This is a genomic window from Paenibacillus rhizoryzae (assembly GCF_059686995.1).
Genome location: NZ_JCAALT010000006.1, coordinates 323541 through 337958, shown reverse-complemented (window position 1 = coordinate 337958; position 14418 = coordinate 323541). Strand labels below are relative to the sequence as shown.

Genomic DNA, 14418 nt, shown 5'->3' with positions numbered 1-14418 from the left:
ATCTGCGGGGCGAAGGGGTGGCTTGGCTGTGACTGTTAAGGTGGATACCAATTGGACGTACAACGACATTCGAACGGTGCTGCTGGAGAATGAGCTGATTCGCGTCCTTATTATGCCGGACCTAGGCGCGAAAATATGGCAGATCACGTTCAAGCCGCGCGGCAAGGATCTTCTGTGGCATCATCCTCGCATGAAACCGAGAAAGCTTGCGCTGCATGCCGTCTACGATGATCACTTTTTCGGCGGCTGGGATGAGCTGTATCCGAACGATGTCGCGGAGCCGATCGATGGCGAGATGTTCCCGGATCACGGGGAGATTTGGACGCTGCCGTGGCAATATGCGCTGGAGCGCGTGGATAGCGAAGAGGTTACGCTCCACATGTGGGTGGAAACGCCAATCAGCGCAACCCGCCTGAGCAAGCGGGTTACGCTTCGCGCCGGTGAATCGAAGCTGCGTTTTGCCCATACGATCACGAATATCGGCCGCAAACCGCAGCCGTATTTATGGAAGCTGCACGCGGCGATGGCAGCGGATGAGCATTCGCGGATCGATCTGCCTGCCCGCACCATGGAGATGGAGGGCTTCGGCACGCCGCGTACAGGTAAAACCTCGTACAGCTACCAGTGGCCCTATTCCGAGGATGATGCTGGCAAGGTGCATGATATGCGGCAAGTGCTGCCGCATTCGTCGGGCGTCAGCGAGTTCCAGTATGCCACGGACATGCAGGCTGGATGGTGCGCTCTGACGCATACGCGGGAGGGCATCGGGTTTGGTCTGAGCTATGATAACCGCGTGATGCCAACATGCTGGTTGTTCGCCTCCTATGGCGGCTGGCGGGAGCTCCAAACCGTCGTGCTGGAGCCATGCTCCGGCTATCCGGTCGGCTTGCAGGACGGGCTGGAGCGCGGAACGCATCAGGTTTTGCAGCCTGGAGAGACGGTGTCCTGCACCGTCATCGCTACGGTGTACGAAGGATTGTCTGCCGTCGATCATATCGATGCGGACGGCGAAGTGACGGGTACGGCGGTTTGAGCAACCTGTGCTAAAATGCTACCCCGTAAGCACTAAGGAGTAGTTGGAGGATAGCTGAGAGTAGGATTTTCCTACTCTCGGCTATTTTTATGTGCTGATTTCGCGCTGAGAGTCGGGTTTTCCGCCTCTCGGCCTCAGAACCGGGGGTTAGTTGGTGGGATTGTCCGCTGAGAGTTTGGTTTTGGAACTCTCAGCTGCTTATAGGTGCTGATTTGGTGCTGAGAGTTCGATTTTCGAACTCTCAGACGCCGAGTTGGGGGTTAGTTGGAGGGAATGCCGGCCGAGAGTTTGATTTTGGAACTCTTAGCTGATTATAGGTGCTGGCTTGGTGCTGAAAGTTCGATTTTCGAACTCTCAGACGCCGAGTTGGGGTTAGTTGGAGTGAATGCCGGCTGAGAGTTTGAGTTTCGACTTCTCAGAGGGAGAACATTGCGAGAGTGGAGCAAATATGGAGCAATGGCGACAACTTAAGCGGTATATCCGCTTAAGAACTCCAAAGCAAGCTAGTTTGCACGATATAAGCGGAATAGCCGCTTGCAGCAGATGGACATTACGAGAAAGCAGCAAATATGGAGCGTTCGCGACAGCGCTAGCTTAACAGCCGCTGGAAGGGCATGTAACTTTTCCCCGTGAGCGCCGTCTATAGAGGTGAATCGCAAACGAGAGTTGAGAGGAGCATGTCGCAATGAAATTATGGAAACATACCACGCTTGCGTTGGTGGCGGCTGGTCTGTTGATGTCCGGCACCGCGGTAGCCTCTGCACAAGCAACCGCAGATCCGAATACGAGCTACGATGGCCAAACGATGCCGGCTGTGTCGAATAAGGTTCCTTTTGCTAAGCCGGTTTGGACGGTTGATCTGGACAAACCTACGATAGAGAACAGCTACCAAGTCCCGATTGTGATCGATAACGGTACATTTTATACCATTAAAGCGGGCGTGCTGCAAGCGCGAACGATTCAAACCGGCAAGCTGCTCTGGGCCTACGGCACGAAGCTGCAGACAGGAGCCATTCAACTACTAAACGGCAGCCTATTCGTAAGTGGGCAGGACGGCGCGGTCTATCAAGTGGCTGCCAAAACGGGCACGGCCAAGCGAGTATATCAAGCGAACAAGAAGTCCGCATTCAGCCAGTTCAAGGTGGAAGGGAATACGCTGTATTTTGCCTCCTCGCTGGGGCTCGTCTCGGTCAATCTCGCAACGGGCCATGAGAAATGGCGCAACACGGATGTGAACAGCATCCCTGAGAAGGTCGGCGGCAAGCTGCTCGTGCTGGCGATGGAGTCCGGCGCGATTACGGTGACGACAACGTATGCCATCGATGAAGCGACCGGCAAAACCATGTGGAGGCTGGCGGGCAGCCATTCGCATGTGCTGAAGGCGGATGGAGAGAAGCTTTATTTTGAAAACGATTGGCCGAAGTACGATTCCGCCAAATTTCTTGTAGACCTGGATGTCGTCGATTTGGAGACGGGAAGCGTCGTGGATACCAAATCTTTTGTCCCTGTTAAACAAGGGGAAGACCCGATGTATCAATATGCAACGAAGCTTGTTGTGGAAGGAAACGATGTCTATGTGTCCACCATGGACCATCAGGTTTACCGCTATAATTTGAATGCCGATCCAGCGGTAGTGAAACCGGAGATCATCCAGGATGACGGCACATGGATCGCCGGACCCTACAACGGCAAGCTGATTTATAAGAATGGAGACAACATCGGCCTGCATGCGCGCAAAATAGTCGATCATTCGCCGGTGTTCTATCAGGGGCTCGACAATCCGGCTAGCCGTGTGGATCTTATCGATTCGGGTCTTTATGTCGGGCAAACCGATGGTGAGGTATATGCGCTGAACGTTGCGACTGGCAAAGCCCTTTCTCGTTATCAAACTCCCGCTCGGAGCTATGGCCCTTTCCAAGTGGCGGGAGACAAGCTGCTCGTGCAGGCAGAGGGTAAGCTCTACGCGTTTACGCTTCCGGCCGAATTACGCAAGCCGATCAGCGGCATTGGGCTCGGAACAGGAGCTTACTTAAAAGCGGATGCCAGCCTCTCCATCGATGGCCAGCTGAAGAAATTCGAGCCGAGTATGATGACAACCGGCAATCGGATGCTTGTTCCGCTTCGTTTTCTCGTGAGCGAAATCGGGGCCAAAACCAGCTACAATACACAAACCAAACAAACCACCGTCACGCGGGGCGACCGCTCGATCATTTTGGCGGAGGGAGCTCCTTTTGCAACCGTGGGAAGCGGGCAGACGGCGTTGTCTTTTGCACCTGTTGTGCTAAGCGGCAGCCTATACATCCCGGTCAGCGATATCGGCAAACTGCTCGGAGTTGACGTGAAGTGGGACGGCGGAACGCGAACGGTCGAAGTGAGCACGAAAGGGTAAGTTGGCCATGCCATCAAGCTGGAGATGATGCTATGAAGAAAATGATTTTTTCAATCCTTCTGCTGCTTGTTTGTCTGACGGGGTGCAAGAACGATGAGAGTTCCATCTCGCTCGCTGATGTGAAAGAGATTTTTGGCCATAATGGCATACTCCTCGAGCCGATGCAAAACGGAAATCCGGAGTCTGTATTTGCTAGGGCGTATAATGGCGTCACTCCAAGCCGATTTGTGGTGGATACGAAGCAGACCATTAGCATCTATGTGTATCCTTCCCCGGGGGAGGCTGTTAAGGGGATTAAAGATTTCGAAAACAAGACGGCCGCCGCCGATGTCATTGCGCATACCCGCTATCCAATCAACAATATCGTGCTGTATGACATCACGGATCTCAAGCCGAACAGGGATCATGTAGCGAAGGTGATTCAGGATCTGCGAAGGTATGCTGCCGTGTCGAATCCACCTGTGGAACTGACGGAGGCGAGCAAAGCGAAGTACCGTGAGATCGCTTGGGCTACGGTTGAAGAGGAACAGCGCAAGCATGTGACGGGACGCAGCACAGATGCCGAAGTGACAACGATTATTATGAATAATCAATGGATTACGCCTAATAAAGATCGTACAAAGCTCCGCTATCATAAGCTTGTTACCGTGACGTTCAATACCGATCAAGACGGGCTGCTCGGCCCTATTGTTGTGGTTATTAACCCTGCTAATCATGAGGTGGAAGGGTATTATCCAAGGTTTTAGTTGTCGCGCACGGGCTCTCCCTAATCACCTGTAGAACTGACAAAAACCGCTGGCGTTCGGAGATGGAGCGATTCTGCGGCGAATGCTACGATAGCTTCAGGTTCGACTTGCTTGCGGAAGTTGAGGGGAGAGGGATGACAAGGATGACGACACAACGTTTGGACTTCATTGCGCCAAAGGAAGTTGCTTTTGTAGAGGTGGAGAATAGTCAGCTGGAAGCGAAGGAAGTTAGATTGACGACGCTGTACTCCGGGATTAGCGCCGGAACGCAGTTGACGGCCTATCGCGGCCTTAATCCTTTTGTGAAAAAGCAATTCGATCAAGAACAACGGATCTTCACGGAGCGAATCGAAGAAGAATCGTCCTTGTATCCGGTGCGGGGCTGCTGGGGTTACGAAGAAGTCGGCGTCGTATCGGAAGTAGGCTCGGCCGTTAGCGGCATTAATAAAGGCGATGTCGTGTATGGAACATGGGGGCATAAGAGCTCGCATGTCGTAACGGAGGACTTCGCGCGCGATCATCTGCTGCCGCAAGGACTTGATCCGGTGGCCGGTATTTATTCGCAAATGGGCGCGATTGCGCTGAATGCAATTCTGGATGCGGATATCCACATCGGGGAAACCGTCGCCGTGTTCGGACAAGGTGTACCCGGACAGCTGGTTGCTCAGCTGGCTAGGCTAAACGGAGCGGAAGTGATCGCGATTGATTTGGATGATTATCGGCTTGGGTTCTCCGAGCAATTCGGAGCAGCGCATACGATCAATTCAAGGAATTGCAACGACGTCGCCAGCCGCATTAAAGAGCTGACAGGCGGCAGAGGAGCGGATGTCGCGATTGAAATTTCCGGTGCTTCCGGAGCGCTGCATGAAGCGATTCGCTCGGTCGTCTACAACGGCCGCGTGGTGACTGCAGGTTTCTATCAAGGCGGAGCGAAGGATCTGTACCTCGGTGAGGAGTTCCATCATAATCGCGTGCAGCTCATTGGCTCGCAAATCAGCGGCATCAACCTGCAGCTTACGAATCGCTGGGACCGTCTTCGGATGGAACGGACGATTATGGAGCTGGCGTTATCCGGCCGCTTGAAGCTGGCGGAGCTTATCACACACCGAGTTCCGTTTGAACTAGCGGCAGACGCCTACCGGATGTTAGATGCCAACACGGAAAAGTCCTTGCAGGTGGTATTGAAATTCTAATAATTGCTGAGATAGAAACTCCGGCGAAGTTGCCGGAGTTTTTGTTTAGGCGGTGGGCTGAGGATAGTAAGCGAAGCGAATGGTTATACATTGTGGCAGCACGGAGCTAGATGCTCATTCACGCTAACGAACCGTGAGGGCCTTATTTCAACCATTTGGCTGGTTTTGAAATGCTAACGAACCGTACAGGCGTTATTCGATGTCAAACCCCGTATTTTCGCTTCGATTTCGTACAATAGCGCCCTCACGGTTCGTTAGATTCAAAAAGGGGCTATTATTGTGCGAATAAGGCCCGCAGGGTTCGTTAGCGCGAAAACCATGGGGAAGCTCCTCGAGGTTTTGCATCACCAGTGGACGGAAATCCCCCACCATCAGACAGTTTTCCCTCACGAGGTCAACCAAGCTGTTTGTATAATAGAAGGACAACAGCCCATGCCTCATCTAGCGGGGCAGTGAGGAGTTTTACATGAAGAACAATCATCCGTGGCTTCCGCTTATTGAGAAAGCTTCGCTTCATATGCTGGAGCATGATTTGCACAGACGAACCGAGCTGCGGCAAGTGAACCGCAAACTTCCTTTCTATATTGCTTCCTACATCAAAGAAGGCTCGTGCAGGCTCCATATCGCGGGCCGTGATTATTTTGCCGGCCCGGGGGATGTCGTGTTGATTCCGCCTTACGAGCTGCATGACCATGTCAAAGACACGAACGAGGAAACGGAATTCCTCTGGTGGCATTTTACGCTGCAGGTTGCGGGCTGCATTGATGCCTTGCAGGCTTTTCGCTTCCCGGTTATTTTTCGATTGCCGAAGCCGGAGCAGTTCGAATCGGTGTTCCACGAATACAGCCGGATTGCGGGCGGGATGAGCTCGCTGTCGGACAGCCTGATGAAGAAGGCCAAGGCGCTTGAGCTTGTCGCCATTCTCATCGACGCGGCGATCCATCATCCGGATGTGCTGCTAAAGGCGGAGCATTCCGATCCGTTCATGAGCATCATGACGGAGCTGCTGGACAATCCGGAACGCCGGATCGATCTCGCGGAGCTTGGCAAACGCTATTATATGCATCCCACCTACATTGCGGAGCGCTTCAAGAAGCTGTTCGGCATTACGCCGACCAGGCTGCAGCTGCAGCTTCGACTTCGCAGAGCGAAGCAACTGCTCGAAACCGAGAGCCGTCCGATTACGGAAATCGCGCGGTTGACCGGTTACGAGGACATTGACGATTTTTCGCGCTTTTTCAAAAGCAAAACAGGCCTCTCCCCGCTCAAATACCGGACAAGCCGATTAGCTAGCGGAGTAGGCACCCCATTCAACTAACCCATTGGAGGAAAACATAGCATGCTGAAATCAATTCGAGTTGGTATTGCAGGACTTGGCATGATGGGACAGAAACATGCACGTAATTTGCTGAACATCCCAGGCGTTGAAGTCACCGCGGTTTGCGGCACATCGCTTGAGAAAGCCGAAGCATTCCGTGAAGCGCACACAGGCGGCGCAGCTAACGCCTATGAGGATTTCAACACCATGCTGGAGAAGGAAACGCTAGATGCGGTATACATCTGCCTCCCGCCTTATGCGCATCAAGGTCAGGTAGAAGCGGCGGCGAACAAAGGCATCGCGGTTTTCCTTGAGAAGCCGATCGCGCTGAATACCGAAATTGCCGAGCGCATGACTGCGGCTGTAGAGGGAGCGGGCGTCGTGTCGCAGGTTGGCTACCACAATCGCTTCGGCGCTGCGGTCAAAGAGTTGAAACGACTGATTGAGGACGGTACGGCCGGCATCCCAACGTTATTCGACGGCCGTTACGATTGCAACTCGCTGCATTCGTCTTGGTGGAGTGATCGCAGTCTCTCAGGTGGACAGGTGTTCGAGCAGGTCATTCATACGTATGATCTGGCGATGTATTTCTTGGGTACGCCCGATAAGATCAGCGGCTTTACGGCGAATTTGAACCATCGCGAAGCGGAGGGCTATACGGTTGAGGATACAAGTGCAGCGGTTATTCGTTTCCGCTCCGGCGCGATGGCATCCATTACGGCTTCCAATTGCGCGGTACCGAATGAATGGAACTGCAGCTTCACGGTCATTTGCAGCAAATTGACAGCTTACTTCACAAGCGCGAACGATGCGGAATTCGTGTTTACGGGCGGATCCGAGAACGTACGTCAGACCTTCGCCTCCGAACTCGACGTTTATGAGGACGAAACGGTTGCCTTCATTGCGGCATTGCGCGGAGAAGGACCGGAGGTTTGCCCGATTCGCGAAGGGCTTCGCAGCCTGCGATTAGTCGAGAATGTGATGCAGTCGGCCGATGATGACGGCAGACAGATCGCTTACGTCGAATAAGAACGAACAATTTTGGGGAAAAGGTGTGTGTACGCTCATGCGGGCAAAAGCGATTTGGTACGATGAGTCCGGACAAGGACGCAATCTCTATGCAAGGTTCAGACTGACGCTGGATTTGAGGAGCAAACCGGAGAAAACGATTCTCCATATGTTCGCGGATACGACGTACCAGCTGTACATTAATGGTAAGTATGTCCGTTTGGGCTCGCTGCGATTCGATCCCCGGCATCCGGTGTACGATTCCCATGACCTAAGCGACTTGCTTCATGAAGGTCGCAACGTGATCGCGGTACAGGTCAATTACGTGGGGCACAAAACGTTCATCACGATGCTGTCGCAAGCCGGTTTCACGGCCTGGGGCGAAGTTACGCTTGCAGGCGGCGAGCGAATCGATCTGGCAACAGGAAACGCAGCATGGAAAGCGTCCTCGGCGCCGGCTTTTCGGTATGCGGCCAAATCGAGCCTGTTCTTGAAAGCGGGCGACCTCTATGATCAGCGTTTGGAGGAAAAAAACGACTGGAGCGGGTTCGAGTTTGATGACAGCAGCTGGATCAGCGGCGGCGTAGAGCTCGCGAATCAACAAGCTTGGGGCGAACCGGAGGCACGGGGAATCCCGTATATGTCCGGAGAGCCGGTTCCGGTAGAACGCGTGCTGCATCTGATGCCGCTTGAGATGCAGGAATTGCTCTGCTCATTCAGCGTGCCTATGCCGCATGTGAACGAAATCCATGAGCCGGAGCTGACCAGCCGTTTCATGGCGGTGAAGACATGGATTTATTCACCGGAGGACATCGTCATTACGATGGGACTGTTCTACCAGAACAGCTGGATCAACGGGGAGCCGATTGCCAAAGGACTGTACGCCGATGACAAAAGCATGCGTCTGAATCACCGCGTAAGTCTGCGCAAAGGGTGGAATGCTTATTTTGCCAAATGCGATTCGCTTCAAGATATGTATCACCATTACCTCGCACTGCCCGAAGGCTTCGGGTTAGTCGTATCCGCGGATCGCGATCCGGAAGGTACGGTGCAATTCCACCGTTCGCCGGTTGTCTCGCATGACCTGTACGCATCGGCGCTAAGCGGGCGCGAGCTGCCTTTTGCAATTGATGATGAGCTAGCTGACGTTGGCGGCTGGATTGAAGTCACTGTACATGAACAAGGGGAAAGCCCGACGATGTCCACCGGATGGGACACGTACGGCCATGCTTTTGAATCCATCGAAGCGGACCAATTGACCGATCGTGTCTTCTCCTTAACAGACTATCCGAACGGCTTCTCGCTGCTGCTCGATCTGGGCCTGACTCGGCTTGTACTTCCACGTGTTGTGCTTGAAGGTGCGGGTGGTGCAACAATTGATTTGACCTATGGCGAGCACTTGAACGCGGACGGCAAGCATCTGCGCCATTACCATTGGTATGGGCTTGGCGACAGAGCTTATGGTGACAAACGTCGCACACAATTGGATTGGCGGTTAACGCAGCCGCGGGGCTTCCGTTATGTTCAATTGACAGTACGGTATCCGAAGCAGGATGTGGTGCTGAGAGGCTTGGAGCTTGCATCTGCAAGTTACCCGGTGGAGACAAAAGGAACCTTCCGCTGTTCCGACCCACTGCTTGAGCAGATTTGGGAAATGGGCGTTCGGACAGAAGCGGTTAACATGGAGGATGCCTATACGGATTGCGTGACACGTGAGCGTGGGCAGTACATCCGCGATACCATTATCCAATACCATAACAATCTAGCGGTATTCGGTGATCAAGCGCTTATGAAGCGCAGCCTTCAGCTTATGGGGCAATCGCCGGATGCGACCGGTAAATTCAGAGCGGTTTATCCGAATACGGGCGACTATACGATATCGGATTTTGCACTAAACGCGCTGGAAGGTTTCTGGGCGTACTATGAACAAACCGGCGATGCACAGCTGGTAGAGACGTACTGGAAGGCTATCCGGCATAACTTGGCTTGGTTCCATGAGCTGGCCGATGAGCGGGAAGATCTGCTGCTCGACGCGGAGTGGGATGTGAAGCGCGGTATTAAAGCGCACTACGGCGGTTTCCATGGCGATCTTGCTATTGTGAAAGGGTACATGGACATCACGGGCGTTCACTGTGTGTTCAGCTGTACGTATCTGATTGCGCTGCGTGCCGCGGCGAAGCTGGCGGAAGCCATCGGCAGACATGAGGAAATCGGCGAGCTGGAGCGTAGAATTGCGGTCGTAGAGCGAGCGATCCGCGATACGTTCTGGGATGAGGAGCGCGGCTGCTACAGCGATAACGAGCAGAAGCTGTCGCATTCGGCGCACGCGAGTTTGTTCGCTGCGCGTGCCGGCGTGCTGACGGATGAACAGCTGGAGCCGGTCCGCGCACATGTACGCCGCGATCTCAAATCGCTGTTCGTGAATGGATACGGGCCGGAGGATGGCGTGTATGTATCCCCGAGCTTCTCCTTTTATATTTTCGAAGGGCTGTATTTGATTGGTCTGACGGACACGGCAGAGCGGATGATGCGTCAAGGCTGGGGCTGGTTCCTGCAGAAGGGGCTGAAGCAGACGCCGGAGTATTACGATCTGGGCCAAAGTCTATGCCACGCATGGTCTGCATGCCCGACATACTTCATGTCTACGCATGTACTTGGCGTCCATCTGCCGACGATTGAGAAACCGGAAGAGGTTATCATTCATGTGCAGACGGCAGAGGTAACCGAGGCCGAAGGCGCTGTGCCGCACGCACTCGGACTGATCGAAGTGAAGTGGCATACGGACGAGAATGGAGCGCGCGTCTTCGACTATGTTCGCGTTCCGGAGGGCTTGAGAGCTACGGTTGTGGAGTAACGCCAACAATGTGTAATTGAACACCTCAACTCAGCCGGGAACGGTTGGGGTGAGGTGTTTTTGCGTTGGCTGTGCAGCTGTAATAAGCAGTAATGCTGCACAACCTGCAACATTTGACCCGAAAATCAAAGTTGGTAGTAGCAGATGTTGCGCAGAATGCATCATATTGCGGTCAAAACAGTCTCGTAGAGTCCGACACAAGCGGAAATGTTGCATATCCGGCAGGATTTGGCAAGAACTGCTGTCCGTCGACCGTCTACCACCGCCCCATCTTTTCCCGCTAACGAACCATAAAGCCCTTATTTCAGCGAAATAACGGCATTTGTAAATCTAACGAACCCTACGGGCACTATTACGTGTCGAGAAGCTTCTTTTCGCTTCATTTCTCCTCAATAGCGCCTCCACGGTTCGTTAGCGTCCAGAAAGCGCTATTTTCGTTCAAATAAGGCCCACAGGGTTCGTTAGCGCGACAAGCAATTACTCATCGTCGATTCAACCCAGCGACTCTACTAAAAATTCTCCCCCTCTTTCAAGCAAATTGTCTCATTCACATTTTGTCGTTTCAGGGTATGATAATAAGTTGGGAAGCTCTTTTTCCCATCTGGCGGGTGAAAGCAGAAGCGAGAGAGGGATGATTGCTTACGAAGACGGACTTCTTGCGGCTCAAAAACGTGACCTTTAAAAACAGAATCATAATTATCTTCCTAATTAGCAGCTTGACTCCGTTTATTTGTTTGGGGTTTATATCTTTCTATACGATTGATTCCATCATCAGCAACAAGGTGGAGAGCGCGCTTCAAAGCAATTTGAAGCAGGACTTGATGACGCTGGAGAATGCGATCAACAACTTAAACCATGTCTCCCAGCAGCTGGCTTACGGCGGCGGAACGAATAGGCTGCTCGAACAGCTCGCTGCGGAGCAAGAGCCGTACGAACGGCTGAAGCTCACGAATGATATCAAGACGGAGCTGAACGTCATCTCTTTCTCCAATCCGAATGTCGGCTTAATGATGTTTTACGACCCGGAGAAAGACACGCATGATTTCGAGAACTTCAGAGTTCGCGGAACCTTCGCGCCGAAGCAACTCCCGGTACTGGCGGAATTCCCGGAGATTACGTACTATGGGCCTTATAAAAGCTACAATGGCTCTATTAATCAGTTTGTCTTCAGCATCATGAGGAAAGTGAATTTGCCGGATCAGAACATTTACTTATACATAGAAACAGGTCGAAGCGCCATTGAGTCGTTATTCGCCCCGCAGAATCGCAAAGAAAGCTCGCGCCGCCTGCTCATTCTGGATGATCAGCGGCGGATTGCCTTCAGCGAAGTGCAGGATACTTTTCCGGAAAACAGCGTGTTTCCGGCCTCAGATCAGGCATCCGGGTATCACGGCGAATATTTCTGGAATCGGGAGATCAGCAATCAAGGCTGGAGTATCGTCTCGGTTACGCCGGGGAATGAGCTGAACCAGGAACGGAACCGATGGTTATTTCAGATTACGGGTATTTTCCTAGCTTTCTTTGTGGGTGCCGTCTTCTTCTCCTGGCTGCTGTGGAAAATGGTCTACCGGCCGCTGGATAAGTTTAATACAGAGATTAAATCCTTGATCCACTCCAATGTGAAGGAACATACGGAAGTGACGCATATTCCGGAATTCGATTATTTGCTCTATCAGACGCGAAGCATGAAGGGCAAGATATGGGCTTTATATGAAGAAATCGAAGTGAAGGAGAAGCGGAGGGCGGATTTGGAGGTAGAGAAGCTGCTCTATCAGATCAATCCTCATTTCCTCATGAATACGCTCGATACCGTGCACTGGCTGGCCTTGATGAACGGACAGCACGAGATTGACAAGCTGGTGCTTTCCTTAAATAAATTGCTCTATTACAATCTCGGCAAAATGGGCGAGGTTTCAACGATCGGCGATGAGATTGACGCATTGAAGGAATATTTGCAGCTGCAGCAGATTCGCTATGATTTCCAATTTGATGTGGATCTGGACGTGGACGAGAAGGCGCTGACGATTCCATGCCCGCGGTTTCTCATGCAGCCATTAGTCGAGAATGCGCTCTATCATGGGGTAAGCGACGACGGTTACATCTATGTAGGCGTGCAATGGAATGAGCAAGCGCTGCAGATTACGATTCAGGATAATGGAGCGGGCATGCCGCAGGAAACGATCGATCGGCTGCTGGATGATGAGGCCAAAGACAGCCATAAAGTAGGCATGGGCATCGGCATGCGCTATGTGAAGCGAATTTTGCAAGCCACTTACGGCGAGACGGCAATATTAGAAATCAGAAGCGAGATAGGGAAAGGGACGATTGTATCGCTCCGCCTTCCCATCTTAAGGAGTGGAGTATAACGGATGATTCGCGTATTGATCGTAGATGATGACAAGCTGGTACGCAAAGGTCTTGCTTCGGCCATGCCCTGGAAGGAGTTCGGGATGGAGGTCATAGGCGAGGCGAATAACGGCGAGAATGCGCTCAAATTCATGGAAGAGAGCAAAATCGATCTGCTCATTACCGATTTGTCTATGCCCGTCATGTCCGGTATCGAGCTCATGAGAATCGTCCGGCAGCAATATCCGCATGTTCAAATTGTGGTGCTGACGCTCCATCAGGATTTCGAATATGTGCAGGAGGCGCTGAGGCTCGGAGCCATTGATTATATTGCCAAGGTGCAGCTGGAGAGGGAGCAATTCGAGGAAGTATTGGGCAGAATCAAAACACTGATGGAGCAAAAGGAAGGCTCCAAAGCGGCCACTCTACCGGATGAGGAAGCGGAACAAGCCGATGAATGGTTTGTTCTGTACTCGCTGCATCCGCTGAACGAAGATTCCAAATCGTCGTCTACCGAGTATGCCCTCCCTAATCAGGCGCTGGAAGCGGAGGCCGGTGTCTGGTACTGGACCGGCAGCTTGCCGGTATCCTACCTGCCGGATCCCAATGCGGCACTGGTATGCTTTCAGAGCTTATCCGGGATAGACAAGAAGTCGGTGCTGCAGCTGATAAGAGGATATAGGAAGAGCGATTTGTTCTATGATTTTGACCCCTCGGAGTCTGTTCAATTCGTGAACGCTGCCGAGCTATTGCTTCGGGAGAAGGCGGACAGAAGCTTCGGAGTCGATCAGATAAAGGGGAAATGGCTATCTGCGGACTGGATCTATGAAGCCTCGGTATTCGAGTCGATGATGCGGGAGCTGAAGGGCTACAAGATGCCGCCGATCCGGCTGGCCCGCATCTTCTTCTCGCTGTCCGACGAATGGAACAGGCTGTATCAGCAGATTCTGTCTGAGCCGATCCTGATCGAGGATTTCTTCTCCAGCTGGTTCCGGTTCGAAGAATGGCTAACGGATGTACGCGATAGGATCAGCGCGGCTAATACCAAGCCGCTGTTCTCGAAGGAAATCCAGAACAGCATCGTGAAAGCGATGAATCTGGCGCAGATGAACATCAGCGAGCCGATTGCGGCGGCTGATATTGCCCAGCAGGTGAACATGAGCAGCAGCTATTTCAGCCAATGCTTCAAGCAATATGTGGGCCAGACGTACTCGGACTATGTGCGAGATATTCGCATGGAGAGGGCCAAGGAGTATTTGCGAAACACGACCAAGACGATCCAGTGGATCGCGGAGCAAATCGGCTACAATGACGAGAAATATTTCAGCCGTTTATTCAGGGAGCAGGTGGGGGTTCTGCCGAGCGAGTTCCGGCAGCTCTCGGAAGGACGTACCAAATAGGGTAGAATGCGTACGAAAGATGGGTAGACATTTTTCGTGCGCATTCTTTATTTTGCGAAGAATCGTCTACCTACTACGGAATAGCGCTCTAACTCGGGAGAATAAAGAGCCATGCTATATTGAATTTGTCA

9 protein-coding genes are annotated in these 14418 nt (G+C 52.6%); all 9 read left to right on the top strand.

Annotated features, from left to right (window positions below; genetic code table 11):
* Nucleotides 1–28 precede the first annotated feature (28 nt).
* Entirely contained in the window at nt 29–1033 is a 1005-nt protein-coding gene (locus AC6ESO_RS19535) for a DUF4432 family protein (RefSeq protein ID WP_497092817.1), read from the top strand.
* A 685-nt stretch (nt 1034–1718) separates the two neighbouring features.
* Nucleotides 1719–3422, top strand: a complete 1704-nt coding sequence (locus AC6ESO_RS19530; RefSeq protein ID WP_497092816.1) for a stalk domain-containing protein — start codon at nt 1719–1721, stop codon at nt 3420–3422.
* A 32-nt stretch (nt 3423–3454) separates the two neighbouring features.
* Nucleotides 3455–4168: a hypothetical protein gene (locus AC6ESO_RS19525; protein WP_497092815.1), complete on the top strand. Its 714-nt coding sequence runs from the start codon at nt 3455–3457 to the stop codon at nt 4166–4168.
* Between the two features lie 143 nt (nt 4169–4311).
* Complete coding sequence (locus AC6ESO_RS19520; protein WP_497092814.1) at nt 4312–5361, top strand: zinc-dependent alcohol dehydrogenase; 1050 nt, start codon at nt 4312–4314, stop codon at nt 5359–5361.
* Nucleotides 5362–5827: 466 nt separating this feature from the next.
* The gene (locus AC6ESO_RS19515; RefSeq protein ID WP_497092813.1) at nt 5828–6679 is read left to right on the top strand and encodes a helix-turn-helix transcriptional regulator; all 852 of its coding nucleotides are present in this window, start codon (nt 5828–5830) and stop codon (nt 6677–6679) included.
* Between the two features lie 21 nt (nt 6680–6700).
* Nucleotides 6701–7708, top strand: a complete 1008-nt coding sequence (locus tag AC6ESO_RS19510) for a Gfo/Idh/MocA family protein (protein ID WP_497092812.1) — start codon at nt 6701–6703, stop codon at nt 7706–7708.
* Between the two features lie 37 nt (nt 7709–7745).
* Nucleotides 7746–10541: an alpha-L-rhamnosidase-related protein gene (locus AC6ESO_RS19505; RefSeq protein WP_497092811.1), complete on the top strand. Its 2796-nt coding sequence runs from the start codon at nt 7746–7748 to the stop codon at nt 10539–10541.
* A gap of 635 nt (nt 10542–11176) precedes the next feature.
* The gene (locus tag AC6ESO_RS19500) at nt 11177–12907 is read left to right on the top strand and encodes a sensor histidine kinase (protein WP_497092810.1); all 1731 of its coding nucleotides are present in this window, start codon (nt 11177–11179) and stop codon (nt 12905–12907) included.
* 3 nt (nt 12908–12910) lie between these two features.
* On the top strand, nt 12911–14287 hold the full coding sequence (locus tag AC6ESO_RS19495; protein WP_497092809.1) for a response regulator transcription factor: 1377 nt from the start codon (nt 12911–12913) through the stop codon (nt 14285–14287).
* Nucleotides 14288–14418: the final 131 nt, after the last annotated feature.